The organism is Stenotrophomonas sp. Steno-Z4 (genome assembly GCF_056393145.1).
Genome location: NZ_JBWJPC010000001.1, coordinates 544,930 through 571,243 on the forward strand (window position 1 = coordinate 544,930; position 26,314 = coordinate 571,243).

A 26,314-nucleotide genomic window follows, 5' to 3' on the forward strand; every position below is an offset into this window, starting at 1 on the left:
TCCGTGGGACACGCATGGCGTGCCGCTACGTGATGGACAGAGTCCGGGGTCGATGCTGATCACCTCCGGTTATCTGCTGATAGCCGTCTGTATTGGGACTTGCATCACAGGTGGGGTTCACGCCAAGATAATATATCGCTTCATCCGGATGGAACAATAGTTTCATCTGGGACCAGCTGGGCAGCGCCCGGCACCACCCTCCCCCCCCCCCCCGTTTTGCTGCTGGAGCCCGCATGTCCCGTCCGTCCGCGTCGCGCCTTGGCCTCGCCATTGCCCTGGTCCTGTCCTCTCCCCTGCTGGCCCAGGACCTCCATGCGCAGGACGCGCCCGCCTCCGCCACTACGCTGGACACGGTGATCGTCACCGGTACCCGCGCCATCGACCGCACCGTGCTCGAATCGACCTCGCCGGTGGACGTGCTCACCGCCGAGGACATCCGCCGCGCCGGCGTGGTCAATGGCGAGCTGGGCAGCGCGCTGCAGGCGCTGCTGCCTTCGTTCAACTTTCCGCGCCAGTCCAACTCCGGCGGTGCCGACCACGTGCGCGCCGCCCAGCTGCGCGGGCTGTCGCCCGACCAGGTGCTGGTGCTGGTGAACGGCAAGCGCCGCCACACCAGCGCGCTGGTGAACACCGACAGCAAGATCGGCAAGGGCACCACCCCGGTGGACTTCAACTCCATCCCGGTCAGCGCCATCAAGCGCATCGAAGTGCTGCGCGACGGCGCCGGTGCGCTCTACGGCTCGGATGCGGTGGCCGGTGTGATCAACGTGATCCTGGATGACGCCCCGGAAGGCGGCGCCATCGAAGCCAGCTTCGGTGCCAACCACACCGACCTCAAGCCGATCGACCGCACGCTCACCGATGGCCAGACCAGCTTCGCCAGCGCCAAGGTCGGCACCGCGCTGGGCGAAGACGGCGGCTTCCTGCGCGTGGGCCTGGAGCTGAAGAACCGCGAAGGCACCAACCGCGCCGGCTTCGACCAGATTCCGCCGTGGGACCAGACCGATGCCAACCTGGCCCTGCAGGGCCAGCGCAACTACGTGCTCGGCGATGGCAAGACCAAGGACCTCAACGCCTGGATCAACACCGAACTGCCGTTCGGTGAAACCTCGAAGTTCTACTTCTTCAGCACCTTCAACCAGCGCGACAGCGAAGGCGCCAACTACTTCCGTTACCCCGACAGCGACGCCAACTGGACCGAGCTGTACCCCAACGGCTACCGCCCGGTTTCCGAAGGCGAGAACCGCGACGTGCAGGCCGTGGCCGGGGCCAAGGGCCAGTGGGGCGAGTGGAACTACGACGCCAGCCTGGATTACGGCTTCAATGACTTCACCTACCGCCTGCGCAACTCGCTCAACGCCTCGCTGGGCCCGGGCAGCCCGACCCGGTTCAAGACCGGCGATTACCGCAATGAACTGACCGTGGGCAACTTCGACCTCGGCCGGGTGTTCACGCAGGGCGACAACACCCACAGCCTCGGCCTGGGCCTGGAAGCGCGCCGCGACCACTTCCAGACCCGCCCCGGTGACCCCGCCAGCTACGCCGCCGGCCCCTACACCGATCGCCCGACCGGCTCGCAGGCCGGTGGTGGGCTGAGCCCGCAGGACGCCACCTCGCTCAGCCGCGACGTGACCAGTGCGTATGCCAGCCTGTCCAGCCAATTCGGCGAACACTTCTCCAGCGACCTGGCCGCACGCTACGAGCACAGCGACGATTACGGCGGCGAGCTCACCGGCAAGCTGGGCCTGCGCTATGAGTTCACCCCGGCGTTCGCACTGCGTGGCGCGATCTCCAACAACTTCCGCGCGCCGTCGCTGGCGCAGATCGGTTATGAATCCACCTCCACCGGTTACAACGCCGCCGGCCAGCTCGTGCAGGGCCGCACGCTGTCGGTGAACAACCCGATCGCGCGCGGTCTGGGCGCTACCGACCTGAAGCCGGAAAAGTCAGTCAACACCAGCCTGGGCTTCACCAGCCGCATCGGCGATCACTTCGACCTGTCGCTGGACTTCTACCAGATCGATATCGATGACCGCATCGCGCTGTCGGAGAGCATCACCGGCGATGCGCTCACCGATTACGTGCAGCAGCAGTTCGGCGTGGCCGGACTGCAGAGCGCCAATTTCTTCGTCAACGCCGCCGATACCCGCACGCGCGGCGCCGAGCTGGTGACCAATTGGCGGCAAGGGCTGGGCGATGGGGAACTGGTGCTGACCGGCACCTACGCCTACAACAAGACCACGTTGAAGAACGTGCTGGCCACGCCGGCGAGCCTGTTGGCGCTGGACCCGGACTACGTGCTGTTCGGCCTGGAAGAGACCAACACCCTGACCGATGCCACGCCGCGCACGCGGGCGCAGCTGGCGGCGACCTGGGCCAACGACCGCTGGACGCTGAGCAGCCGCCTGAGTCGTTACGGCAGCGTGACCCGGGTGTTCAACTTCGGCGATGGGTATGTGCCGCGGCAGACCTATGGCGCCGAGTGGCAGCTGGATGCCGAGGTGGAGTACCGGATCACGCCGCAGTGGAGCGTGGCGCTGGGTGGGCAGAACCTGACCGACAATTATTCGGATCTGTCCAACGAGGACATCTATTACTTCGGCAACCTGCCGTATGACGTGCTGTCGCCGATTGGCAGCAATGGTGCCTATTATTACGGGCGCGTTCGTTACACGTTCTGATCATTGCTACCGCCAGGCAGGGCCCGGCGCTACCGGGCGCGTTTGAATGGAAGCGTGATCGTCTACTGGACGATCACGCTTCCGGTGGCATGTTGGCAGCATGGCCAACGACTACCCCCTCCGTCCGCCGCCACCACTGCTGGACAATGCGTGCGCGCTGTTCCTGGACGTGGATGGCACCCTCATTGAATTTGCCGACGACCCCGAGGCCGTCACCCTGCTGCCCGAGGTGCGCGAGGCCATCGGCCGCATCAGCGACCGGCTCGACGGTGCGGTTGCCCTGATCAGCGGGCGACCGCTGGCCCAGCTGGACCGCCTGTTCGCGCCACTGCACCTGCCCGCCGCTGGGCTCCACGGCCACCAGGTGCGTGGCATGGGCGGTGACACCCATGCCGTTGACGGCCGCACCGGCAGCGCCACTGACAGCGACACCAGCGAATGGCTGCACGCCGTGCACCAGCAGGCCATGCGGTTCGCGCATGGCCATCCCGGTGTGCTGGTCGAAGACAAAGGCCGCAGCCTGGCCCTGCATTGGCGTGGCGCGCCGCATGCCGCCAACGAAGTGCGTGCGTTCGCCGAACGCCACATCAGCGGCAACACCGGGTACCGGCTGCAGCCCGGCGACCACGTGGTGGAATTCATTCCCGAAGGCAGCGACAAGGGCCGCGCGATCCGCCAGCTCATGCAGCAGCAGCCCTTCCGCGGCCGCATTCCCGTGTTCCTGGGCGACGACCTGACCGACGAGTACGGCTTCGATGCCGCCAACACCCTGCATGGCTGGAGCGTGCTGGTGGGCGAACGCGAGCCCAGTGCCGCGGTCTTCGCCCTGCCGCGTGTGCGCGACGTACACCGCTGGCTGCAGGAAAATGCTGACTGATGTACCCAGAGACCCCCACCCATGACTGATTCCAACCTGGACCTTGGCGTGGTCGGCAACGGCAGCTTCGGCGCGCTGATCGACCGCCACGCGCGCGTCGTGTGGAGCTGCCTGCCCACCTTCGACGGCGACCCCACCTTCTGCGCACTGCTGCAGCCCAACCAGCAGGTCGGTGGCGATTTCGCCATTGAACTGGAAGACATGGTCAGCAGCGAACAGAGCTACCTGACCAACACCGCCATCCTGCGCACCGTGCTGCACGACAAGCACGGCGGCTCGCTGGAAATCATCGACTTCGCCCCGCGCTGGCGCCAGAACGATCGTTTCTACCGGCCGGTCAGCCTGATCCGCCAGGTGCGCCCGCTGGGCGGCAACCCGCGCATCATCGTGCGCGCCCGCCCGCTGGCGGACTGGGGCGCGCGCGTGCCCGAGGCCACCTGGGGCAGCAACCACATCCGCTGGGTGCTGCCCGACCACGTGCTGCGCCTGACCACCGACGTGCCGCTGCGCTTCGTGCGCGATGAGCTGCCGTTCGTGCTCAGCCACCCGGTGCACCTGGTGCTGGGCGTGGACGAATCGCTGAACCGCTCGCTCAGCGGCTATGTGCAGGAATCCTTCCAGCGCACGCGCGATTACTGGCGCGAATGGGTGCGCTATCTGTCCATTCCGCTGGAATGGCAGGACGCGGTGATCCGCAGTGCGATCACCCTGAAGCTGTGCCAGTACGAAGACAGTGGCGCCATCATCGCCGCCATGACCACCTCCATTCCCGAGGCGCCCGGCAGTATCCGCAACTGGGATTACCGCTACTGCTGGCTGCGCGATGCCGCCTTCGTGGTGCGCGCGCTCAACCGCCTCGGTGCCACCCGCACGATGGAACAGTTCCTGGGCTACATCTTCAATCTCGCCACCGGCGATGGCAGCCTGCAGCCGCTGTACGGCATCGGCTTCGAGGCCAAGCTGGAAGAAAGCGAAGTGGCCTCCCTCGATGGCTACCGTGGCATGGGCCCGGTGCGGCGCGGCAACCTGGCCTGGGTGCAGCGCCAGCACGATGTGTACGGCAGCGTGGTCCTCGCCTCCACCCAGCTGTTCTTCGACCGCCGCCTGCAGGACCCCGGCGACGCCCACACCTTCGCGCGGCTGGAACCGCTGGGCGAACAGGCCTTCGCCCTGCACGACGTGCCCGACGCCGGCCTGTGGGAATTCCGCGGCCGCACCGAAGTGCATACCTACACCAGCGCGATGTGCTGGGCCGCCTGCGACCGCCTGTGCAAGATCGCCGTGCGCCTGAAGCTTGACCACCGCGCCGAGTATTGGCGCGACCGCGCCAACACCATCCACGCCCGCATCCTGCGCGAGTCCTGGAGCGACGAGCTGGGCCACTTCACCGACACCTATGGCGGCCACCGCCTGGATGCCTCGCTGCTGCTGCTGGCCGACATCGGCTTCATTGCCGCCGACGATGCGCGTTTCGTCGCCACCGTCGAGGCCATCGGCCGTGACCTCAAGCACGGCAACGCGCTGTACCGCTACGTGGCACCGGATGATTTCGGCGAGCCGGAAACCAGCTTCACCATCTGCACGTTCTGGTACATCGACGCATTGGCTGCCATCGGCCGCCTGGACGAAGCGCGCGAGATGTTCGAAATGCTGCTCGAGCGCCGCAACCACCTGGGCCTGCTCTCCGAAGACCTGGCCTTCGACAATGGCGAGGCCTGGGGCAACTTCCCGCAGACCTATTCGCACGTGGGCCTGGTGACCGCCGCCATGCGGCTGTCGCGCAGCTGGCAGGAGGCCTCATGAGCCGCCTTGTCGTGGTGTCCAACCGCGTGGCCGCGCCCGGCGTGGCCGCCCCGGGTGGGCTTGCGGTGGGACTGCTGGCCGCGCTGAAGGAACGCGGTGGGCTGTGGTTCGGCTGGAGCGGCAAATCCGTACGCGATGACAGCGGCGAGCTGCACGAGCAGACCGAGGGTGACATCCGCTACGTCACCATGGACCTGAACAAGCGCGACGTCGACGGCTACTACAACGGCTTCGCCAACCGCACCCTGTGGCCGCTGCTGCACTTCCGGCTGGACCTGGTGGACTATGACCGCGCCACCCGCGAGACCTACCGCCGGGTCAACGCGCTGTTCGCCGAAAAGCTGGCGCCGCTGCTGCGCGAAGACGACATCGTGTGGATCCACGATTACCACCTCATCCCGCTGGCCTCGCTGCTGCGCGAACGTGGCATCGGCTGCCGCATCGGCTTCTTCCTGCACGTGCCGATGCCCTCGGCCGACCTGCTGCAGGCCATGCCCGACCACCTGCGGCTGTTCTCCAGCCTGTACGCCTACGACCTGGTCGGCTTCCAGACCCAGCGCGACGCCGACCGCTTCCAGTCCTACGTGCGCCTGTTCGCCGGCGGCAAGGTGCTGCCCGATGGCCTGCTGGAAGCCCCCGGCGGGCGCCGTTTCCGCGCCGCCGCGTTCCCGATCGGCATCGATACCGCGCACATCGAACGCCAGGCCAAGGCCGGTGCCAACAAGCCGGCCGTGCGCGACCTGCGCAACAGCCTGCGCGACCGCCAGCTGGCGATCGGCGTGGACCGGCTGGACTACTCCAAGGGCCTGCCCGAACGCTTCCAGGGTTTCGAGCGCTACCTGCAGCGCCACCCCGACCAGCGTGGCAGCCTCACCTACCTGCAGATCGCCCCGGTATCGCGCGGCGATGTCACCGAGTACCGGCAGCTGCGCAGCCAGCTGGAACAGATCGCCGGCCACATCAACGGCGGCTTTGCCGAACCGGACTGGACCCCGCTGCGCTACGTGAACCAGAACTTCGCGCACGCCACCCTCACCGGCTTCTATCGCGCCGCTGCCGTCGGCCTGGTCACTCCGCTGCGCGATGGCATGAACTTGGTGGCCAAGGAGTACGTGGCCTCGCAGGACCCGGAAAACCCCGGTGTGCTGGTGCTGTCGCTGCTGGCCGGCGCGGCCGACGAAATGAAGCAGGCGTTGCTGGTGAATCCGCACGACCTGGATGGCGTGGCCGATGCCATCGCCACCGCCGCCACCATGCCGCTGCGCAAACGCGTGGAGCGCTGGCAGGCGATGATGGATCACCTGCGCGCCCATGACATCAACCACTGGCGCCAGAGCTATCTGGAAGCACTGGAAAACGGCTGATTACGACATGTTGTCGGGCCAGAAAGCTGTCGCTTCTGGCCTGAACTCGCCCCCGCCATGCGCATCATCCGCTTTGATGCGCTCGTTTTAGGAGTGTGTCGTTTTCTGCACGTCCCGCCGTGAAAATCCCGATAAGCGAAGCGTGCCATTTCGATAGGCCTCCTAAATCGTCGGAAACTGCGACCGATTCGCAACCTGCGGCGCGCGCAACTTTCATTTTTCGTTGACAGGCCGGTCCGACATTGACTCCCGCAACGCCCGTGCATGCCGCAGGGGCTGGAACCGGGAATCGGATTGATGTCACTGCTGGATCGCTTCATCGAAGACACCGCCCTGCACATGGGCCTTGGCCACCGCGCGCGCAACCTGGTGGACGTGCTGGTCGATTACATCCGCGGCCTGCCGGGCGGCATCCATGGCCTGCGCCGTCGTTTCGATGCCGTGGGCCTGGGCAGCCGTTTTCCCGGTGATGAACGGCCTTCGCGGCTGCTGGCCAGCCAGCTGGAGTGCGTGATCGGCCGCGAAGAGCTGGCCGTGCTGGCGCGGCGGGCCGCGTTCCCCACCGGCATGTTCGCGGTGGTGGCCTCCGACCTGCTGCCCGGTCTGCTGGATGTCCTGGAGCAGGAAGCCCGCAGCGCGCAGGCGCCCCATCCCGTGAAGCAGGCGGCGCCGCGCAGCCCCACCCTGCGCCTGGTACGCGGCACCGCCGCGCGCGGGCTGCTGTGGGTGATGGTTGCCGGCGTGCTGCTGTGCCTGACCGGCTGGATCCACCAGAAGACCCGGCTGAGTACCGGTGCCGCGCCGACCTATGCCGACCAGCAGCACCCGCCCCGGCTGTCGCTGGTGAACAGCGGCGGCGTGATCGACGTACGCGGCCGCCTGCCAGGCGAGGCCGACCGCCGCCGGGTATGGAGCGCGCTGGTGGCCCAGTACGGCCAGGGCGGGGTCACCGGTGACATCCTGCGTGACCCACAGGCACAGGCCCCGCGCTGGCTGGACCGGCTGGTGACATTGGCCCCGGTGCTGCGCCATCCCGGGCTTTCGCTGTCATTTACCGGCGACGCGCTGCACGTGGACATGACCCGGCTGCCGGAAGGGGACCGGATCGCCGTGTCCAATACCCTGCGCCGCGCGTTTGGCCACCTGCAGGTGAGCGGGCTGTGGGATGCGGGCCGGATCGCGCTGGCGCAGCTGCCGGCCCAGCCCGAACCGCACGCACTGGTGGCGGCGTTGAACCAGGGCAAGGTCGGGTTCGAGCACAAGTCGCCGGTGCTGCGGGCCGACGGGCGCGACATGCTGCGGGCCAGTGCGCAGGCGATCCTGGCCGCCGGGCCCGGTGTGCGCCTCGAAGTAGGCGGGCATACCGACAGCCTGGGGGCTGCCGAAACCAACCTGCAACTGAGCCAGCAACGCGCGGATGTGGTGGTGGCGGAACTGCAGGCGCTGGGGGTGCCGGCCAGTGCGCTGGAGCCGCGTGGTTATGGCGAAGAGCATCCGGTGGCGGACAACCGGTTGGAGAGCGGGCGGGATCGCAATCGTCGGATTGAATACAGCGTTCTTCGGTGACGTGCGCGTCCGCATGCCGGCCACCGGTACCGGTTACGCGTCGGGGCTTATGGCGCCATCCACGCCAACGTCGCCATCCGCCCCGTCCGTCGATCCCGCCGATGCGAATAGAACCGAGCCGGCTCGGCAATCGTGCTCAGCTGCCCACCACTGATTTCGCCCGGGTCCACCCCGGCCGCCACCAGCCGCCGCCGCGCCAGCGCGTACAGATCCACCTTCCAATGCCCCGGGCGGGTGGCCACGAAGGCGTCCGCCGCCCCCGCATCCAGGTCCACGAACGCCGCGAACACGTCCGCCCCGATCTCGTACTCGGCCGGCCCGGCCGCAGGCCCCAGCCACGCCTGCAACCCGCCCGGCGGCGTATGCATCGCCGCCACGGTGGCTTCCAGCATGCCGTCGGCCAAGCCACGCCAACCGGCATGGGCGGCCCCGATCTCGCGGCCATCGCGCGCGGCCAGCACCACCGGCAGGCAGTCGGCGGTCAGGATCGCCAGCACCACCCCGGGCACCGAGGTCACCGCCGCATCGGCGGTGGGTTCGGCGTCAATGCCGCCCTCCACGGGCGGCGCATCAAACCGCAGCACCCCCGTGCCATGCACCTGGCGCAGCCAGTGGGGTGCCGAGGGCAGGCCCAGCCCGGCCTGCAGCAGCGCGCGGTTGCGCGCCACCTGGTCCGGGTCGTCGCCGTCGGCGGCGGTGCGGTTGCCCATGTTGAACTGGTCAAATGGCGCCTTCGAACCGCCTGCGCCGTGGCGCAAGGTGGTCAGCGCATGCACCCCGGGCGCGGCCGCCCAGTCGGCGGCCAGCACCGGCAGCAGAGCGGCGTGCGGCGAATCAGGGGCCACGGGCGCAGCCATCAGCGGCGACCGCGTTCCAGCTCGGTGAACCGCTTGGTGTCTTCACGCAGCGCGTCCAGCAGCGCCACCATGTCGGCCGGCAGCGGCGCGCTGTTGCGGATCGGCTCACCGGTGATCGGGTGGGCGAACTCCAGCGTTTCAGCATGCAGCGCCTGGCGCTTGAAGCCGCGCAGCTGCGCGACCAGCTCGTCGGTGGCGCCCTTGGGCAGCTTCAGCGCGCCGCCGTACAGCGAATCGCCCACGATGGCGTGCTTGAGGTGCGCCATGTGCACGCGGATCTGGTGGGTACGCCCGGTTTCCAGGCGGCACTCCAGCGCGGTGTGGGCGCGGAAGCGTTCGCGAAGGCGGTAATGGGTCACCGCGTCCTTGCCGTCCTCGCGCACCGCCATGCGGATGCGGTCGCGCGGGTGGCGGTCGATCGGCGCATCGGCGGTACCGCCGGAGACCAGCGCGCCCACCACCACCGCCAGGTACTGGCGGTGGACGTTGCGCGCGGCCAGCTGCTCCACCAGCGCGGTCTGCGCCTGGATGGTGCGGGCCACCACCATCACGCCGCTGGTGTCCTTGTCCAGGCGGTGCACGATGCCCGCGCGCGGCAGCACCGACAGGCCCGGGTCGCGGAACAGCAGCGCGTTGACCAGGGTGCCGGTGGGGTTGCCCGCACCGGGGTGGACCACCAGGCCGACCGGCTTGTTGATCACATAAACGTGTTCATCCTCGTACAGGATGTCCAGCGGGATGTCCTCGGGCTCGGCGTGGGTCTGGGTGTCGAGCACGACATGCAGGCTGGCCACCTCGCCGCCGCGGACCGGGTCGCGCCCGCGCACGGGTTCGCCGTCCAGCAGCACATCCCCGGACTTGATCCACTCGCTCAGCTTGGAGCGGGAGAATTCGGGGAACAGGTCAGCCAGCACGGCGTCAAAGCGCCGCCCGGCGGCGGTATCGGGCACGACGGCCTGACGGGTGGATTCGGTTTCAGAAGCGTTATCGGACATGGGGAGCACACCGCAGGAAGACAAATTGGGGGTCCCGGCGACCAGTTTCAGTCGCAGGACAGGCCACTAGGCTATCATCGACCCTTCGTATTCCAGCCGCGTCCCGCCCTGACCCCATGATCCGACGCTCTTCCCTGCTGTCCGCGCCCGTCCGCACCGCGGCCCTGATGCTGGTCCTGGCCCTCGTTTCCACCGGCTGCCACCGTGGCGCCAAGGGTGACAACCCGGAAGAAGGCCAGCCTGTCGAAACGATCTACGACAAGAGCCACGGCCTGATGCAGAAGGGCAACTGGAGTGGCGCCGAAGCCACCTTCCGCCGCCTGATCGCCCAGTACCCGTACGGCCCGTACACCGAGCAGGCGATGATCGAAACCGCCTACGCCCAGTACAAGGCCGGCAAGCACGATGACGCGGTGTCGAGCATCGACCGCTTCATCCGCACCTACCCGACCCACCGCAACATCGCCTACATGTACTACCTGCGTGGCCTGGCCAACAGCAACCGCAACACGGTGTTCCTGCGCCGCGTGTGGTCGCTGGACCCGAGCCGCCGCGACCTGTCCACGCCGCGCCAGGCCTATGCCGACTTCAACATCGTGGTCGAGCGTTACCCCAACAGCCGCTACGCTGCCGATGCACGCAGCCGGATGCTGGAGCTGCGCGACGTGTTCGCCCAGCATGAGCTGGACAACGCGCTGTACTACCTGCGCCGCGAGGCCTACGTCTCCGCCGCCGGCCGCGCCAACTACCTGCTGGATACCTACCCGCAGAGCGCGTTCCAGTACGACGCCGTGGCCGCCCTGGGCGAGGCCTACACCCACCTGGGCAACAAGACCCTGGCCGACGACGCCCGCCGCGTGCTGGAGCTGAACCAGCCCGAGCACCCGTGGCTGCAGGGCAACTGGCCGAAGTACCCGTGGATGATCCGCAAGCTGAACCCGTTCGCCGGCGAGAAGTCCGCCAGCACCGGCCAGCGCAACGCCACGATGAATCGCCGCTGATCCCAGCGCGGTGCTGAAACAGAAAAAGGGTCCCTTGCGGGACCCTTTTTTGTTTTCGGGGTTGGGCGGTTAGAGCCCAGCTACGCCGCGGGTCGGCACCGGGGTTATCCGGCCATGGCAATCCTTCTCCGTGGACCAGGCACTGAGCGTCACCCGGGGTATTGACGGCGCGGAGGATGCGCCGTGGTAGTCGCGCGCAGGGAGCGAGGGCTTCAGGATCGAACGCGGGCCCGCCTGCAGCGAAGGAAGCTGCGTGGGCATCACCTGGAATCGCCCGCGCTGTTCAACGGGCAGGCTTTCCTGGCGCCGGTTGAAGAGCGAGGTGATGTGCGTAGTACCGGCCGGTGCCTGCCTGAGGCAGGCACCCATGTCGTAGTCCACGGGCCGCACGACGGCCGGTGCCTGCAGCGGCGGATGGTTACGGACCTGGCACGGCTCCGGCCGTGCGGCGAATGCCGTCGTCACCGCGTTACGTGGGACATCGGCCGGACGCGTGCAGGGGGGTAAACAGATCATGGGGCAGCTCCTGGGGGAATCGCCCAGCATCACCCGCCCGCCCTGCCCGCGCTTCCGGGTTTCGCTCAGCCCTTGTATCCGTTGCTGATCGGGTAGCGGCGTTCGCGGCCGAACGCGCGGCGCGACACCTTCGGGCCCGGGGCGGCCTGGTGGCGCTTCCACTCGCTGGTGCGCACCAGCCGCAGCACGCGGTCCACCACGTCGGCGGCGTAACCGGCCGCGACGATCTCCTCGCGCGACTGCTCCTGGTCCACGTAGCGGTACAGGATGCCGTCCAGCACGTCGTAGGCCGGCAGCGAATCCTGGTCGGTCTGGTTGGCACGAAGTTCGGCCGACGGCGGCCGCGCGATCACCGCCGGCGGGATCACCGGCGCGCCGCCCACGGTGTTGCGCCACTTGGACAGGCCAAACACCTCCGTCTTGTACAGGTCCTTCAGCGGCGCGTAGCCACCGCACATGTCGCCGTAGATGGTGGCGTAGCCGACCGCGTATTCGCTCTTGTTGCCGGTGGTGAGCAGCAGCCCGCCGAACTTGTTGGACAGCGCCATCAGGATCACCCCGCGCGCGCGCGACTGCAGGTTCTCCTCGGTCACATCCGCCGGCTGGCCCTCGAACATCGGGCCCAGCGCGGTCATCAGGCCTTCGAACACCGGCTCGATCGATACTGCTTCGAGCTTCACGCCCAGCGCGCGGCACTGCTCGGCGGCCAGGTCGTTGGACATGTCAGCCGTGTAGCGCGAGGGCAGCCGTACCGCGGTGACGTTGTCCGCGCCCAGCGCATCCACCGCCATCGCCAGCACCAGCGCCGAATCGATGCCGCCGGACAGCCCCAACCACACCTTCTTGAAGCCGTTCTTGCCGCAGTAATCGCGGATGCCGCGGGTCACCGCGCGCCAGGCCAGCGCATCCATGCTTTCGTCGCCATCGTCCATCCACTCGCGCGGCAGGAAACGGCGGCTTTCGGTGTCGTAGTCCACCACCAGCCACTGGTCGGTGAACGCCGCCGCAGCCGGGTGCACGGTGCCATCGCCATCGGCCACGACCGAGGCGCCATCGAAAGTCAGCGCGTCCTGCCCGCCCACCATGTTGACGTACAGCAGCGCCGCGCCGGTTTCGCGGGTGCGTTCGGCCAGCAGCGCATCGCGCTGGGCATGCTTGCCGCGTTCGTATGGGGACGCATTGGGGATCACCACCAGCTCGGCACCGCTGCGCACGGTATCGGCCAGCGGTTCGGGGAACCACAGGTCTTCGCAGACCAGCACGCCGACCGGTACGCCCTTCAGCTCGAACACGCAGCTGCCGCCACCGGGGTCGATATCGAAGTAACGGCGTTCGTCGAACACCGCGTAGTTGGGCAGTTCGCGCTTGCGGTAGGTGTGCAGCACCTCGCCGTCGCGCAGCACGCTGGCAGCGTTGTAGACCACTGCCCCGGTGGCCTCGGGCCAGCCAACCACCGCGGTGATGCCGTGCGTGGATTCGGCGATCCGGCCCATGGCCACCTGGCAGTCGTACAGGAAGCGCGGGCGCAGCAGCAGGTCTTCGGGCGGGTAGCCGCTGATGGCCAGCTCCGGGAACACCACCAGCTCGGCGCCGAACTCATCGCGCGCCTCGGCGATCATCGCGATGATGTTGTCGGTGTTCTGCGCGACCGCGCCCACCGGAAAATCGAACTGGGCCATCGCGATGCGGATCGACGTCATGGGGTGAAGCCTGTGATTGCGATGGCCCATTGTAGCGCTGGTGGTTCGGCGGACTGCAAAAGCAGAAAAGCCGCCCCTTGGGGCGGCTTTTCTTTTGCCGACTAACAGTCGGCGCTACGCGTTGTCAGCCGCGTAGCGGCTGGCGCGCTTATTTCACCAGCTTGGCGATGGCAGCGCCCAGGTCGCCCGGCGAGCGGACGGTGACCACACCGGCAGCTTCCATGGCGGCGAACTTGCCTTCAGCGGTGCCCTTGCCGCCCGATGCGATCGCACCGGCGTGGCCCATGCGCTTGCCGGCCGGCGCCGAAGCGCCCGCGATGAAGCCGACCACCGGCTTCTTCACGTGGTTCTTGATGTACTCCGCACCGGCTTCCTCGGCGTCGCCGCCGATTTCGCCGACCATGATGATGCCTTCGGTCTGCGGGTCTTCGTTGAACAGCTTGAGGCAGTCAACGAAGTTCAGGCCGTTGATCGGGTCGCCACCGATACCGATGCAGGTCGACTGGCCCAGGCCCACTTCCGTGGTCTGCTTGACCGCTTCATAGGTCAGGGTGCCCGAACGCGACACGATGCCGATCTTGCCCGGCTTGTGGATGTGGCCCGGCATGATGCCGATCTTGCACTCGCCCGGGGTGATCACGCCGGGGCAGTTCGGCCCGATCAGGACGGTGTCCGGATGCGAACGGGTCAGCACGTTCTTCACGCGCAGCATGTCCAGCACCGGAATGCCTTCGGTGATGCACACGATGACCTTGATGCCGGCAGCCGCAGCTTCCAGGATCGCGTCAGCCGCGTACGGCGGCGGCACGTAGATGACCGAAGCGTTGGCGCCAGTGGCCTGCACGGCGTCGGCAACGGTGTTGAAGACCGGCAGGTCGATGTGGGTCGTGCCGCCCTTGCCCGGGGTCACGCCGCCAACAACCTGGGTGCCGTACTCGATCATCTGAGTGGCGTGGAAGGTACCCTGCTGGCCGGTGAAGCCCTGCACGATCACCTTGGTGTTCTTATTGATCAAAACAGACATTGTTATTCCTTCGGTGTCGGATCAGGCGGCGTTCTTGACAGCTTCAACGACCTTCTTGGCACCGTCGTTGATGTTGTCGGCCGGGATGATGGCCATGCCGCTGTCACGCAGCAGCTGCTTGCCTTCTTCCACGTTGGTGCCTTCCAGGCGCACCACGACCGGAACCTTGACGCCCACTTCCTTCACGGCGGCGATGATGCCTTCGGCAATCATGTCGCAGCGGACGATGCCGCCGAAGATGTTGACGAAGATGCCTTCGACCTTGTCCGAAGACAGGATCAGCTTGAACGCTTCGATGACGCGCTGCTTGTTCGCACCGCCGCCCACGTCCAGGAAGTTCGCCGGCTCGCCGCCGTTGAGCTTGATGACGTCCATGGTGGCCATGGCCAGGCCGGCGCCGTTGACCATGCAGCCGATGTTGCCGTCCATGGTGACGTAGTTGATGTCCAGCTCCGAAGCGGTCACTTCGGTTTCGTCTTCCTGGGTCTTGTCGCGCATGGCGACCAGGGCCTTCTGACGGAACGCGGCGTTGTCGTCGCTGTCGAACTTGCCGTCCAGCGCGTACAGGTTGCCGTCGTCCAGGATGGCCAGCGGGTTGATTTCAACCAGCGCCAGGTCCTTTTCGTTGAACAGCTTGTACAGGTTCACCATGATGCTGGCGAACTGGCCGGCCTGCTTGGCGGTCAGGCCGAGCTTGAAGCCGAAATCGCGGCCGTGGTAACCCTGCACGCCTTCAACGAAATCAACGTTGAGCGAGTGGATCAGCTCCGGGGTTTCAGCAGCGACCTGCTCGATCTCCACGCCGCCTTCCGAAGAAGCGATGTAGGTGATGGTCTTGGTGCCACGGTCAACCAGCACCGACAGGTACAGCTCCTTGACGATCTCACCGGCGGTGGTCACCAGCACCAGGTTGACCGGCAGTTCAACGCCAGCGGTCTGGTAGGTGGCCATCTTGGTGCCGAGCATCTTGGCCGCAGCGGCCTTGACGTCATCGGTGGTCTTGCAGAACTTGACGCCGCCAGCCTTGCCGCGACCGCCCGCATGGATCTGCGCCTTCACCATCCAGGGGCCCTGGCCCAAGGAGTTGGCAGCTGCGACGGCTTCATCGGGGGTTGCCGCGACCTTGCCGGCCGGGACGGGAATGCCGTACTCGGCAAGCAGCTGTTTTGACTGGTATTCGTGGAAATTCATGCGTCACCGTGGGAATAGGAACGACCGCACGCACGGACCGCGGCGGGCCCACTATTGTGGACGACCCGGCGGCGCGGCGCAAAGAAACCGGGCCCCGGGCGTGAAGAGGGGGAGATTTCCACCTTCATTCAGGCAGTTGCGCCCGGGCCGCCCCCCCGGGGGTGGGTCGGGAATGGTCAGAATGCGCGGTTCGGGGCCCAAACCTATGCCTATACTGGGCCCAGCCAGAAGGGGAGTTCCGGCGTGTCACCCAGTGCTTCATTGATCGACCGCATCGAGTCCATGCCGAAGCGGGAGCTGTACTTTTTCGCCCTCTACCGGGTCCTGATCGCAGCGGTCATCGCCGCCCTGCTGTTCAGCCCGTTGAATGGGATGGTGGGCGAATCCACCCACCCGCGGCTGGCTGCGGTGGTCAGCGGCAGTTACCTGGCGCTGTCGCTGCTGATCCTGGTGGCCGGCCGCAACGAGCGCTGGCTGCGCCCGATCGTGGTGGGCAGCGTGCTCATCGACATCATCGCCACCGTGCTGCTGGCCCACGCCCTGCCCGGCGCCAGCGCCGGCCTTTCCATGGCCCTGCTGTTCAACATCGCCGCTGCGGCCACCCTGCTGCCGTTGTCGCTGGGCCTGAGCCTGGCCCTCACCGCCAGCGCCGCCACCGCCGGCGAATACGTCTGGAACCTGCTCGAGAACGGCGAGCCCAACCGCACCCTGGCCGAACTGGCCATGTTCATCACCAGCTTCCTGGCGCTGGCCTTCGTCAGCTACCAGGTGGGCAACCGCGCCCGCCGCAACCAGCAGTTGGCCAACCAGCGCGGCGCCGAAGTGGCCAACCTGTTCGAGATCAACGAACTGATCATCCGCCGCATGCGCACCGGCGTGCTGGTGGTCGATGGTGCCAACCGCATCACCCTGGCCAATGAGGCCGCCGCCACCCTGATCGGCGACAACGACGGCAACAGCGGCAGCGGCCTGCTGGAACTGGGCAGCGCCGCGCCCGACCTGAGCCGCCGCCTGCAGCGCTGGCGAAATGGCTGGACCAACGAAGAAACCCCCCTGCAGCTCTCGCCCGACCAGCCTGAAGTGCAGCCGCGCTTTGCCCGCCTGCTGGCCGGCAGCGACCTGACCCTGGTGTTCCTGGACGATTCCACCGTGGTCTCGCGCCGCGCCGAATCGCTCACGCTCTCGGCCATGGGCCGGTTCTCCGCCAGCCTGGCCCATGAGATCCGCAACCCGCTGGCAGCCATCAACTACGCCGCCCAGCTGCTGGAGGAATCCACCGCCATTGGCGATACCGACCGCCGCCTGCTGCAGATCATCCACCAGCAGTGCCAGCGCACCAACGGCATCGTGGAAAGCGTGCTGGGCCTGGCCCGGCGCGAGCGGGCCAACCCGGAAAACCTGGACCTGGCCGCCTTCGTGCGCCGCTTCGTGCTGGAGTACAAGCAGAGCCTCACGCTGGAAACCGACAGCATCGAGCCGATCATCAGCGAGTCTTCCGTGCATGGGCTGGTGGACCCGCGCCACCTGCACCAGATCCTCACCGTGCTGGTCCACAACGCCTTGAAGTACGGCCGCACCGGCCAGGACCCGGCCCGCGTACGCCTGCGTGTGGCCCGGCAGGACCGCAATGCGGTGATCGACGTGATGGACCGGGGCCCGGGCATTCCCGAATCGGTGGCCAGCCAGCTGTTCCGCCCGTTCTACACCACCTCCGAACATGGCACCGGGCTGGGTCTGTATATCGCCCGTGAGCTGTGCAAGGGCAACCAGGCAAGCCTGGAGTACGTCTCGGTGCCCGCCGGCGGTGCCTGCTTCCGGTTGGTGCTGCCCGGGCCGCACACCATGCGGCCGCAATGACGCGCTACCCTGCAGGCGTCAATAGTTTGTCGTTTTCAACCGCACTCGGCTATCTTTCCCCCATATGAACGAAAACCGCAGCGCCCTCGTCGTCGACGACGAACGCGACATCCGCGAACTGCTGGTACTGACCCTGGGCCGCATGGGCCTGCGCATCAGCACCGCGGCCAACCTCGCCGAAGCGCGCGAGCTGCTGGCCAGCAACCCCTACGACCTGTGCATCACCGACATGCGGCTGCCCGACGGCAACGGCATCGAGCTGGTCACTGAAATCGCCCAGCACTACCCGCGCACCCCGGTGGCGATGATCACCGCGTTCGGCAGCATGGACTTGGCGGTGGAAGCGTTGAAGGCCGGCGCGTTCGATTTCGTCAGCAAGCCGGTGGACATCTCGGTGCTGCGCGGGCTGGTCAAGCATGCGCTGGAACTCAACAATACCGAACGCCCTGCCCCGCCGCCGCTGACCAGCGACACCACCGCGCGCCTGCTGGGCGAATCGGCGGCGATGGATGGCCTGCGCGCCACCATCACCAAGGTCGCCCGCAGCCAGGCACCGGTGTACATCCTGGGCGAATCGGGCGTGGGCAAGGAGCTGGTGGCCCGCACCATCCACGGCCAGAGCGCACGTGCGGCCGGCCCGTTCGTGCCGGTGAACTGCGGCGCCATTCCATCGGAACTGATGGAAAGCGAGTTCTTCGGGCACAAGAAGGGCAGCTTCAGCGGCGCCCATGCCGACAAGCCGGGCCTGTTCCAGGCCGCACATGGCGGCACCCTGTTCCTGGATGAAGTGGCCGAACTGCCGCTGCAGATGCAGGTGAAGCTGCTGCGTGCGATCCAGGAAAAGTCGATCCGCCCGGTGGGCGCGGCCACCGAAGTGCCGGTGGATGTGCGCATTCTTTCTGCCACCCACAAGGATCTGGGCGACCTGGTGGAAGATGGGCGCTTCCGCCACGACCTGTATTACCGCATCAACGTGATCGAACTGCGCGTGCCGCCGCTGCGCGAGCGCCGTAGTGATCTGCCGCAGCTGGCAGCTTCGATCCTGGCCCGGTTGGCCCGTACGCATGGGCGGCCTACGCCGTTGCTGGCGCCGTCGGCGCTGGAAGCGATGGGCACGTATCACTTCCCGGGCAACGTGCGCGAGCTGGAGAACATCCTGGAGCGTGCGTTGGCGTTGGCCGAGGGTGACACCATCGGGGCGAGCGATCTTCGGTTGCCGCAACAGGGTGTGCCTCGGCATGGTGGAGCTCCCGTGGCGGCTCATGAAGAAGCGGTGGTGGATCTGCCGGCGGGCAGCGGCGCGCTGCCTTCTTATATCGAGCAGATGGAACGCACCGCGATTCAGAAGGCGCTGGAAGAGAACCGCTGGAACAAGACGCGGACAGCCGCACAGTTGGGGATCACGTTCCGCGCGTTGCGGTACAAGCTGAAAAAGCTGGGAATGGATTGAACCCGTAGAGCCACGCCCTGCGTGGCTGAGACGCGCCGACCAACCCAACCGCTCACGGGACCGCTTCACCAGACATCCCGCTGGACACGCACGGCGTGTCGCTACAGGCGCAAACCCGCGTAGCGACACGCCATGCGTGTCCCACGTAACGCTGGATTCCCTGTCGCCAACACCCCAACAAAACCGCACCGCCGTCGCACTACCGCCCCCACCCGGGCCGCTAGCGACAACCTGTTGGCAACGCCTATCAAACCCGGCAAAACCAACAGACAGAATCGATTGGCGACCGTCCCCACCACGGCGCATGGTGGCGACGGAGCTTCGAATCTCCAAGGTCGATCAAAATTATGGACGTCCCATGTCGGGAGGGTGGCTAATACAAGACCCTTTAACCGGGGAAATACGCCCGCCGTACGATCGACCACGGATTCGAACCTCCCGGCTCCCTTGCCGCAATGGCAAGGGAGATTTTTCCCTCGGAGGCTCCCCATGCGCTCGCCACGCAATACCCCCCTCTTCCCCGAACTCCTGCTGCCCACGGCCGACCGACCGCGCCACTACACCGTCCGCGCACACACCTACGCCTGGATGGACACCTTCGACGGCGGCACAGTCCCATGCCTGTCCATACACGGCCGATGGCTGGAGAGCGCCGGCTTCAAAGTCGGCGCAAGCGTGAGCATCGAAGCAACCCAGGGCAAGCTGATCGTGACCCTGATTGAGTACCCCGAAGAAGCGCGCCGAAGCACCTCCACCGCCTTCGAGAAACACATCGCCAAGCTGGGCCGCACCACCCCGGACAGCCGCATCATCGTCGAGCACCCCGGCTGGATGGTGCGCGAGCTCATCCTTGCCCCGATGGGCGCTTCCACCCTGGACTTCGCCCACGCCATCGGCGTATCGCAGGACTTCGCGGAATGCTTTCTCGCTGGCGACCAGGACGTGGACCTCGATCTAGCCCAGCGCCTGGGGCCATTCTGTCGCACCTCGCAGAGCCTGTGGCTTGAGCTGCAGCACAAGCACCGATCAATACGGTAGCGCCGGGATTGCTTCGGCCGGTGACGAATTCAGTCGTCCGTCCGAGCCTCACTTGACCTAACCAATACCCCGACACGATCAGGACGGTGTTATGCCTCCTCCGCCCTTACCGATCGTGGCCATCTATAACCTGGCATTTCCGCCCTCGGCTCGAACAAACTCCTGGGCGGCTTCATTCCCAGCAGCAGCGGCAGCGTGAATCAGGCTCTTCCCTTTCAAAATATCGGCGGGAACGCCGACCCCATGTACCAACGAGAGTCCGTACTCATACTGAGCTGGGGGGTAGCCTTGACGAGCTGCGGCCGCAAAATTCTCTGCAGCCGACTCCTTGTCCAATGGCGCCATGTCACCGAACAAGTGATACATGCCTTGCATGAATAGCGCAGACGCGTATCCCGATTCCGCCGCCACTCTTACAGAATCGACATGACGTGCGTGGAATTCCTCTTCACTCTCGCCCGGCTGACTCGACATGGCCGATAGGTAAAGCGCCTCAGCAAGGCCTGACTCCACAAGAGGCGCGAGCAGGACCCTCACGCCATCCCAGTCATCCGCGCTGACGAGGCGGTCGTACTCGGTCGTTACTGCAGTTGGAAGATTAGCCATGCGGATTATCTCATCACCCCTTGAGAACCTGCAGCGAGATTGGATGTGACAGGTTGAACTCGCGCCGAGCTTCTGCTTTGAGTCCTCATCTACCATCCGCTTCGCCTGGATCTCCGGCTGCAGCCCCCTCTGCAAACACAAATAGTAGCAAGGCCATTTCGGCACACGGGAACCCGGGCATGAGCCCCAACCATCGCGGCACCCTCTTCATCCAGCCTGCTCGATCTCTCTGGCGACGAGAAATCGGCTCGCGGCGTCCCTGACCTGCTGCCAAGACGGATGAAAGAGTTCACTTGCATCATTCCCTGCAAACGCGGATTCCGGTAGGGCAGCCGAAGCCTCCACCAGACTTGCAATTCTCTGTTTCAGCCTCTCCGACACTCCACTCCAGTGCAGCAGTGACTCTCCAACCAAAAGCTCCTGCCTGAGCTCCCATGCGGCAGCGAAACGACCTTCGGACTGCTGCAATGCTAGGTCGGGGCCAGCCGCAACGATTCTGGCCGAGTCTTCGAAGTAGAAGAGACAGTCCTTCATTGAGTCTTCAAGCCTACTCTGCTCCGCATCGTCCACAGTACTTCTCCTCTTCCGCATAGCACCAAGAGACCCGTCTTCGGATGAATTCAGCGGCAGTGAGTACGCAGCCAGGAACAGTGCCAGGCTTGAATATACGATCGCTGCGGCGAGCAGAGGCATGCCGTTGCGATGCAACTGCGCGCTAGTGCTCAGACCATGGCAACCAGACGCATTGTCAAGAAAAGGCGCCCCGCATCGCGGGGCGCCATCAAGAGGTTATTGCACCCGCGTTTCCGCCGGTCGCATTGCCAACCAAGCGAGTAGCCTCAGCGAAGAATTTGCCTGCGCCTTGCTATCGAGGTTCAGCCAGTAGCGCTGCAACAACTGCTTTGCGGTAGTCGAATCACCTTCTGCCAGCGCCGCGTACTGCATGGAACCCATGATGTAGGGGCCGGAGACAGGATCTCGCACGAGATTCTTGCCATGGGGACCGTCGAACAGCGAGAGCCCCGTTCGAATGACATCGACGTTGCGCCCTTCCGATACGGCGGCCACGAGATCCAGCGCCGCCCTTACCGTCTCGTCTTCAACGGAACAACGCAGCCATTCAGGCTTGCCCCACAAGCGCTCAAGCCGCGCTGGATCAAGATGGGCAGTGGTCTCCGCCGCCAACGAGAAAATCAGGGTGACACTCCGTTGCGGTCGGCTGTCAAGTTCACAGGTCGATGCAAAACCACGAAGGGCATCAACCTGCAGGTCATCAAGATCGGACATGCTCTTTGTTGGCGCCTTACTACCTTCAACCAACGTCGCAAAGACCTCGTGAGCCGCCTCGGTCTGGCGTGCCGATACCAGCCCCAATCGAGCGATCCCCTCTGGCAGGGGACCAGATCGCGGTGAAGCCCCGCCAAGCCAGCGACTTACAGGCCAGGGCGCGGCTCCAAGGGCGGCAAAATCGGTAACCTGGGCCCGTTCGAAGCGCGCTTGTGGTGCCTGCAGCTTAAGGATCGGATACATGTCCGAGTTGAGCCTGTACGGATAAAGCGTCAGATATCCCTGCAGACCCGTTCGATTCATCACCTGCGTGCTCTGCAAGGCGGCAAGGTCAGTTACGCCAATGCGAGAGAGCTCAGCAGCGAGCAGCGGTTGCTCGAAAATGGAAGCGCCAAGTTCGGGGACCTCGCCATGCGGAGAGGCAACCAGAATGAGGTCGTTCTCATTGGCGATATATGCTTTCACATCCTTGAAATTGGCAAGCATTGCCGACAGGACGGAGTTGACCAGATCAGGGGATATCTCGTAAAGCTGCAGCCACTGGACAAACAGCCCATCCTCATTCAGCTGCTTGGGAATGTACTGGTAGAACTCGGTACCAAACAGCGATGCGGTTCCACCCACCCAGGGGTTGGACGGCTCTGAAATGATCAAGTCATACTTTTGGGGGACTGACGCGAAGTAAGCCTTTGCGTCATCGATGATTACGTTGGAACGGGGGTCAGTGTAGGCACGGGATACGCGAGAGCCAAACGCACGCGCCCCTTCGACCATCGCAGGTTCGATTTCAACAGTATCGACGCTTCCAACCTTGGCGTGCCCCATCAAGGTGTGCGTAGTCAGCCCCGATCCAAATCCGATCACACCAATACGATCATAGTGATCTCGCATGGACAGAGGAACTGCCGCAAGAAGCAGCATTGTGGACTCGTCGGCGGTGGCCGCCTGACCCAAGGATGCCGCCATGCCGGCATCAACCTTGCCGTTGGTCGAGATCATGCGAACTTCTTGACCCTTCTCACCCGTTTCAAAGGCGGCCACAGTTGCCGTCTTACCGTCCTTGACGAACATTGTCCGGGTACCGCCGCCCAGCACGGTCGTTCCATGACGATACACCGACGAGTTGAGCACCAGCGGATCAAAGGTCACCAGCCAAGCTGACGCGACCACGGCAAGCGCAGAAATGGCGGCAGCAGGAAACACTACCGGCGCGCGCGAAGCGGTCTCCGACCGTGCAAATTTCGCAAGCAACACCAAGCCAAGCGCAATATCCACCATGGCAGCACTGAGCAGCGCGAACTTCAACCCCAGCAACGGCATCAACACGTGAACAGCCGCGAGGACGCCGACAATTGCGCCAATCGTGTTGTATGCGTATGCCTGGCCGATTGACTTTTCGCCATGACCTTGCCGTAGCAATGCCAGGGTGAGCAGCGGAAGCGTCATGCCTGCAAAGAATGCTGCCGGGAACATGACGAGCAATGCAATGCCAGCGCTGGCCAGATTGAACAGGCCATAGCCTTCGGCAGTATGCGTGATGACCTTCATTAGCCAGCCGACCCATTCGAAGGCACTGGCGTAGACGAACATCGAGCCCAAGGCCGCAATACCCATCCACACTTGAATCCAGCCCGCGGTCACCAGCGGGGACAACAGGCTATCGGCTCGATTCTTCAGCCACAGCCCACCCATGGCGATTCCGAGAATGAACGCCGCCAGCATCAGTTCGAAGGAGTGGATGGTCGTACCCAAGGCCAGCGACAACATTCGGATCCAAGTGATCTCGTACACGAACGAGGCGGCACCGGTGAGGCCGGCCACGGCCAGGATCAGCAGGGGCGGCGAAGTCGCCCCCCCGGACGATAGAGCAATGGATTCAGTGAATTCGCCTTGACGCTCGGACGCCGCGCGGCCAGATGCCGGCAAAGAAACGTTCCGCTTACTGAGTGGGTACACCATCACCGCAACCAGAATGTTGATCAGGCCCGCAGAGAACACGGTGCCCGGCATCCCGATGGCAGGCAACATCACATAGGTGGACGCAAGCGCACCAATAGCCGCACCGAGGCTATTGGAGAAATAGAGGCCGGCAAGGACGCGACCTTCCGCGTGCTCCCGTAAACGGATGTAGCCTGCGCTCATCAGGGGGAAGGTGGCGCCCAGCAAAATACACTGCGGCAATACCATTGCGGCAGCCAGTACCCAGCGAGCGTGCTGAAGCTGGCTGGCTGGCAGCATGGGCAGCAACTGATCGTACGCCCACCCCGTAAGGCCTTGATAAATCCCGTCGAAGCTGAGCCCGAGCAGACCGATGACAACCTCGATGATGGCGTAAGCAAGCAATGGTCGCCGGACGCGACTGCTCCAGCGGCTCACCAGCCATGCGCCGATCGCCATCCCGCCCATGAACAGGATCAGGACCAGCGACTGCGCGTAGGAAGAATGCCCGAGGAAGAGCCCCAGATACTGCGTCCAGATCGACTGGTAGATAAGGCCCGAGAATCCGGACAGCACGAATATCCACAACAGCCACGTACCTGCCCTGCTCTTCACCAACGCCATGCGTGTATCCCCGTTGCGTCTTGCCAGGCTAAATGGCCTGTCATCATGTCTGTAGCCAAGCACGGCGCCGCATTGGCGGTACCGGGTAGCAGTTGAAGTGTTGAACCCGGCTCCCCGCCGGGCGATGTTGCTTCCGGATGGTACCAGCTGATCGCCGACCGCGACGCACCCGGCTACTGCGGCGTGCGACTGGGACCTTAGTCCTTGGTGACACGATTAATTTCGGCGAGGCTGGTAGTGCCGGCGGCGGCCTTGACCAGCGCGGACTGCCGCAGATCGTTGATGCCGGCCCGCTGCGCGGCCTCGGCAATCTGGATGGCGTTGCCACCGGCTAGCACGATGACCGAAATCTCCTCACTCATCGGCATGACTTGGTAGATGCCCGTGCGCCCCTTATAGCCCTCGGTGCACTCGTCACAACCGACCGGCTCATACAAAGTGATGCCGGCATCCAGCTGAGCCTGGGTGAAGCCCTCGGCCAGCAGTGCGTTCGGCGGCAGATCCACCGGCCGCTTGCAGTTGCTGCACAACCGACGTGCCAGGCGCTGGGCAATCACCAGCGTGACCGAACTGGTGATGTTGAATGGCGCGATGCCCATATTCATCAGGCGCGCGATGGTCTGCGGGCCGTCGTTGGTGTGCAGAGTGGAAAGCACCATGTGGCCCGTCTGCGCTGCCTTGACGGCAATTTCAGCCGTTTCCAGATCGCGGATTTCGCCCACCATGATGATATCCGGATCCTGTCGTAGGAACGAACGGAGGGCGGCGGCAAAGGTCATGCCGCGCTTCACGTTCTGCTGCACCTGGTTCACGCCAGGCAGTCGGATTTCGACCGGATCCTCGGCAGTGGAGATATTGCGGGTTTCATCGTTGAGGATGCCCAGCGCGGTATACAGCGACACCGTTTTGCCCGAGCCGGTCGGGCCGGTGACCAGCACCATGCCATAAGGCTTGTGGATGGCATCAAGGAACAGCTTCTGTTGCTCAGGCTCGTAGCCCAGCTTGTCGATACCCAGTTTTGCCGCGCTACCATCCAGGATACGCAGCACGACCTTCTCGCCGAACAGGGTCGGCAGGGTGCTGACACGGAAGTCGATCTGCTTGGATTTGGACAGGTTGAGCTTGATGCGCCCATCCTGCGGGACGCGCTTTTCGGCGATATCCAGCTGCGACATGACCTTCAGTCGTGCAGCGATGCGTTGGTTGAGCTTGACCGGCGCCTTGGCTACGTTCTTGAGCAGCCCGTCGATGCGGAACCGCACGCGGTAATCATCTTCGTAGGGCTCGAAGTGGATGTCGGATGCGCCCTTGCGGATGGCATCGACGAGCACCTTGTTGACGAACTTCACCACCGGGGTGTCGTCGCCCTTTGCATCGTGACCGGACTCGGCGTTGCCGCCACCCTCGTCGTCTCCGGCCGACACGTCCAGGTCGCCCATGCCGTCGTCGTCGCCGCCGCCCAAGGACCCGCCCAGTGCGTCGTGCTTGGACTGCCATTGTTCCAGCGTCCGACGAATCTGGTCTTCGTCAACCAAGATCGGCTCTACCACCAGGTTGGTGTGGAACTTGATCTCATCCAGGGAGTGGGTGGGGTCACTGGTACCCACGAACAGCTTGCCACCTCGCTTGAACAGCGGCAGGACGTGGTGCTTGCGAAGAAGCTCCTCGCTGACCAGGCTGATCGCGCTCTGGGCACCGTCGAACACCGCAACGTCCAGCAGCGGCATGCCGAATTCCAGCGCGTTCGCAGCGGCCAGCTGCGCTGCAGTGACCAGTTTCTTCTCGGCGAAGTATTGCGGCAGCGGCTGCTTGGCGGCAGCGGCTTTGGCCATCGCATCGCGTGCGGCGGCCTCTTCCAGCGCACCATCCTGAACCAGGCGACGGGCGATGCCGGTGATGCCGACGAGGTTTGCGGACACTACTGCATTCATAGGGGCGT

The 26,314-nt window shown here is 65.2% G+C and carries 19 protein-coding genes; 9 read left to right on the forward strand and 10 right to left on the reverse strand.

The genetic code is table 11. The features are described 5' to 3' along the window. Nucleotides 1-233 precede the first annotated feature (233 nt). The 5 genes from AC06E7_RS02435 to AC06E7_RS02455 all read left to right on the forward strand — a co-directional run bounded on the left by AC06E7_RS02435 (nucleotide 234) and on the right by AC06E7_RS02455 (nucleotide 8,291). Nucleotides 234-2,681 (forward strand): TonB-dependent receptor plug domain-containing protein, encoded by a 2,448-nt coding sequence (locus tag AC06E7_RS02435; protein ID WP_478062814.1) that lies wholly within the window; start codon nucleotides 234-236, stop codon nucleotides 2,679-2,681. A gap of 100 nt (nucleotides 2,682-2,781) precedes the next feature. Further along, the gene (gene otsB / locus AC06E7_RS02440; protein ID WP_478062816.1) at nucleotides 2,782-3,558 is read left to right on the forward strand and encodes a trehalose-phosphatase; all 777 of its coding nucleotides are present in this window, start codon (nucleotides 2,782-2,784) and stop codon (nucleotides 3,556-3,558) included. A gap of 21 nt (nucleotides 3,559-3,579) precedes the next feature. Further along, on the forward strand, nucleotides 3,580-5,361 hold the full coding sequence (locus tag AC06E7_RS02445; RefSeq protein ID WP_068853786.1) for a glycoside hydrolase family 15 protein: 1,782 nt from the start codon (nucleotides 3,580-3,582) through the stop codon (nucleotides 5,359-5,361). Further along, complete coding sequence (gene otsA / locus AC06E7_RS02450; RefSeq protein WP_184126722.1) at nucleotides 5,358-6,725, forward strand: alpha,alpha-trehalose-phosphate synthase (UDP-forming); 1,368 nt, start codon at nucleotides 5,358-5,360, stop codon at nucleotides 6,723-6,725. Before AC06E7_RS02445 ends, otsA begins: the two co-directional genes overlap by 4 nt. Nucleotides 6,726-7,022: 297 nt before the next feature. Further along, nucleotides 7,023-8,291 (forward strand): OmpA family protein, encoded by a 1,269-nt coding sequence (locus tag AC06E7_RS02455; protein ID WP_478062818.1) that lies wholly within the window; start codon nucleotides 7,023-7,025, stop codon nucleotides 8,289-8,291. 47 nt (nucleotides 8,292-8,338) lie between these two features. On the opposite strand, the gene pgeF is transcribed toward AC06E7_RS02455, so the two are convergent. Continuing rightward, the gene (gene pgeF, locus AC06E7_RS02460) at nucleotides 8,339-9,136 is read right to left on the reverse strand and encodes a peptidoglycan editing factor PgeF (protein WP_478062820.1); all 798 of its coding nucleotides are present in this window, start codon (nucleotides 9,134-9,136) and stop codon (nucleotides 8,339-8,341) included. Nucleotides 9,137-9,147: 11 nt separating this feature from the next. Next, entirely contained in the window at nucleotides 9,148-10,143 is a 996-nt protein-coding gene (gene rluD, locus AC06E7_RS02465; RefSeq protein ID WP_068853790.1) for a 23S rRNA pseudouridine(1911/1915/1917) synthase RluD, read from the reverse strand. Between the two features lie 116 nt (nucleotides 10,144-10,259). On the opposite strand from rluD, the gene AC06E7_RS02470 reads away from it, so the two are divergent. Further along, a complete protein-coding gene (locus AC06E7_RS02470) occupies nucleotides 10,260-11,144 on the forward strand; it encodes an outer membrane protein assembly factor BamD (protein WP_068853791.1) in 885 nt (294 codons plus the stop codon). A 69-nt stretch (nucleotides 11,145-11,213) separates the two neighbouring features. Here AC06E7_RS02470 and AC06E7_RS02475 read toward each other — a convergent pair whose 3' ends face one another. The 4 genes from AC06E7_RS02475 to sucC form a co-directional block, all read right to left on the reverse strand. Next, a complete protein-coding gene (locus tag AC06E7_RS02475) occupies nucleotides 11,214-11,660 on the reverse strand; it encodes a hypothetical protein (RefSeq protein WP_478062822.1) in 447 nt (148 codons plus the stop codon). Nucleotides 11,661-11,725: 65 nt separating this feature from the next. Then, on the reverse strand, nucleotides 11,726-13,360 hold the full coding sequence (locus AC06E7_RS02480) for an NAD+ synthase (protein WP_478062823.1): 1,635 nt from the start codon (nucleotides 13,358-13,360) through the stop codon (nucleotides 11,726-11,728). 148 nt (nucleotides 13,361-13,508) lie between these two features. Next, on the reverse strand, nucleotides 13,509-14,384 hold the full coding sequence (gene sucD, locus AC06E7_RS02485) for a succinate--CoA ligase subunit alpha (protein ID WP_093533719.1): 876 nt from the start codon (nucleotides 14,382-14,384) through the stop codon (nucleotides 13,509-13,511). A 21-nt stretch (nucleotides 14,385-14,405) separates the two neighbouring features. After that, a complete protein-coding gene (gene sucC, locus AC06E7_RS02490) occupies nucleotides 14,406-15,575 on the reverse strand; it encodes an ADP-forming succinate--CoA ligase subunit beta (RefSeq protein WP_068853794.1) in 1,170 nt (389 codons plus the stop codon). Between the two features lie 243 nt (nucleotides 15,576-15,818). On the opposite strand from sucC, the gene AC06E7_RS02495 reads away from it, so the two are divergent. The 3 genes from AC06E7_RS02495 to AC06E7_RS02505 all read left to right on the forward strand — a co-directional run bounded on the left by AC06E7_RS02495 (nucleotide 15,819) and on the right by AC06E7_RS02505 (nucleotide 19,920). After that, the gene (locus AC06E7_RS02495) at nucleotides 15,819-17,432 is read left to right on the forward strand and encodes a sensor histidine kinase (protein ID WP_354276294.1); all 1,614 of its coding nucleotides are present in this window, start codon (nucleotides 15,819-15,821) and stop codon (nucleotides 17,430-17,432) included. A gap of 64 nt (nucleotides 17,433-17,496) precedes the next feature. Continuing rightward, complete coding sequence (locus AC06E7_RS02500; protein WP_068853796.1) at nucleotides 17,497-18,882, forward strand: sigma-54-dependent transcriptional regulator; 1,386 nt, start codon at nucleotides 17,497-17,499, stop codon at nucleotides 18,880-18,882. Nucleotides 18,883-19,371: 489 nt separating this feature from the next. Then, entirely contained in the window at nucleotides 19,372-19,920 is a 549-nt protein-coding gene (locus tag AC06E7_RS02505; RefSeq protein ID WP_478062826.1) for a SymE family type I addiction module toxin, read from the forward strand. Nucleotides 19,921-20,043: 123 nt separating this feature from the next. Here AC06E7_RS02505 and AC06E7_RS02510 read toward each other — a convergent pair whose 3' ends face one another. From AC06E7_RS02510 to pilB, 4 genes are all read right to left on the reverse strand, one after another. After that, a complete protein-coding gene (locus tag AC06E7_RS02510) occupies nucleotides 20,044-20,526 on the reverse strand; it encodes an SEL1-like repeat protein (RefSeq protein ID WP_478062828.1) in 483 nt (160 codons plus the stop codon). Nucleotides 20,527-20,733: 207 nt separating this feature from the next. Continuing rightward, the gene (locus AC06E7_RS02515) at nucleotides 20,734-21,219 is read right to left on the reverse strand and encodes a hypothetical protein (RefSeq protein WP_478062830.1); all 486 of its coding nucleotides are present in this window, start codon (nucleotides 21,217-21,219) and stop codon (nucleotides 20,734-20,736) included. A 96-nt stretch (nucleotides 21,220-21,315) separates the two neighbouring features. Continuing rightward, complete coding sequence (locus AC06E7_RS02520; protein WP_478062832.1) at nucleotides 21,316-24,375, reverse strand: spermine/spermidine synthase domain-containing protein; 3,060 nt, start codon at nucleotides 24,373-24,375, stop codon at nucleotides 21,316-21,318. A 197-nt stretch (nucleotides 24,376-24,572) separates the two neighbouring features. After that, on the reverse strand, nucleotides 24,573-26,306 hold the full coding sequence (gene pilB, locus AC06E7_RS02525; protein WP_478062833.1) for a type IV-A pilus assembly ATPase PilB: 1,734 nt from the start codon (nucleotides 26,304-26,306) through the stop codon (nucleotides 24,573-24,575). Nucleotides 26,307-26,314: the final 8 nt, after the last annotated feature.

What these genes read in the sequence shown, in the direction of transcription:
- otsB (WP_478062816.1), top strand. Translation starts at nt 2,782, where the DNA reads ATGGCCAACGACTACCCCCTCCGTCCGCCGCCACCACTGCTGGACAAT.
- AC06E7_RS02505 (WP_478062826.1), top strand. Translation starts at nt 19,372, where the DNA reads ATGCGCTCGCCACGCAATACCCCCCTCTTCCCCGAACTCCTGCTGCCC.
- AC06E7_RS02510 (WP_478062828.1), bottom strand. Translation starts at nt 20,526, where the DNA reads ATGGCTAATCTTCCAACTGCAGTAACGACCGAGTACGACCGCCTCGTC.
- AC06E7_RS02500 (WP_068853796.1), top strand. Translation starts at nt 17,497, where the DNA reads ATGAACGAAAACCGCAGCGCCCTCGTCGTCGACGACGAACGCGACATC.
- pilB (WP_478062833.1), bottom strand. Translation starts at nt 26,306, where the DNA reads ATGAATGCAGTAGTGTCCGCAAACCTCGTCGGCATCACCGGCATCGCC.
- AC06E7_RS02520 (WP_478062832.1), bottom strand. Translation starts at nt 24,375, where the DNA reads ATGGCGTTGGTGAAGAGCAGGGCAGGTACGTGGCTGTTGTGGATATTC.
- AC06E7_RS02445 (WP_068853786.1), top strand. Translation starts at nt 3,580, where the DNA reads ATGACTGATTCCAACCTGGACCTTGGCGTGGTCGGCAACGGCAGCTTC.
- AC06E7_RS02455 (WP_478062818.1), top strand. Translation starts at nt 7,023, where the DNA reads ATGTCACTGCTGGATCGCTTCATCGAAGACACCGCCCTGCACATGGGC.
- rluD (WP_068853790.1), bottom strand. Translation starts at nt 10,143, where the DNA reads ATGTCCGATAACGCTTCTGAAACCGAATCCACCCGTCAGGCCGTCGTG.
- AC06E7_RS02515 (WP_478062830.1), bottom strand. Translation starts at nt 21,219, where the DNA reads ATGCCTCTGCTCGCCGCAGCGATCGTATATTCAAGCCTGGCACTGTTC.
- otsA (WP_184126722.1), top strand. Translation starts at nt 5,358, where the DNA reads ATGAGCCGCCTTGTCGTGGTGTCCAACCGCGTGGCCGCGCCCGGCGTG.
- AC06E7_RS02470 (WP_068853791.1), top strand. Translation starts at nt 10,260, where the DNA reads ATGATCCGACGCTCTTCCCTGCTGTCCGCGCCCGTCCGCACCGCGGCC.
- sucD (WP_093533719.1), bottom strand. Translation starts at nt 14,384, where the DNA reads ATGTCTGTTTTGATCAATAAGAACACCAAGGTGATCGTGCAGGGCTTC.
- AC06E7_RS02475 (WP_478062822.1), bottom strand. Translation starts at nt 11,660, where the DNA reads ATGATCTGTTTACCCCCCTGCACGCGTCCGGCCGATGTCCCACGTAAC.
- AC06E7_RS02435 (WP_478062814.1), top strand. Translation starts at nt 234, where the DNA reads ATGTCCCGTCCGTCCGCGTCGCGCCTTGGCCTCGCCATTGCCCTGGTC.
- AC06E7_RS02480 (WP_478062823.1), bottom strand. Translation starts at nt 13,360, where the DNA reads ATGACGTCGATCCGCATCGCGATGGCCCAGTTCGATTTTCCGGTGGGC.
- sucC (WP_068853794.1), bottom strand. Translation starts at nt 15,575, where the DNA reads ATGAATTTCCACGAATACCAGTCAAAACAGCTGCTTGCCGAGTACGGC.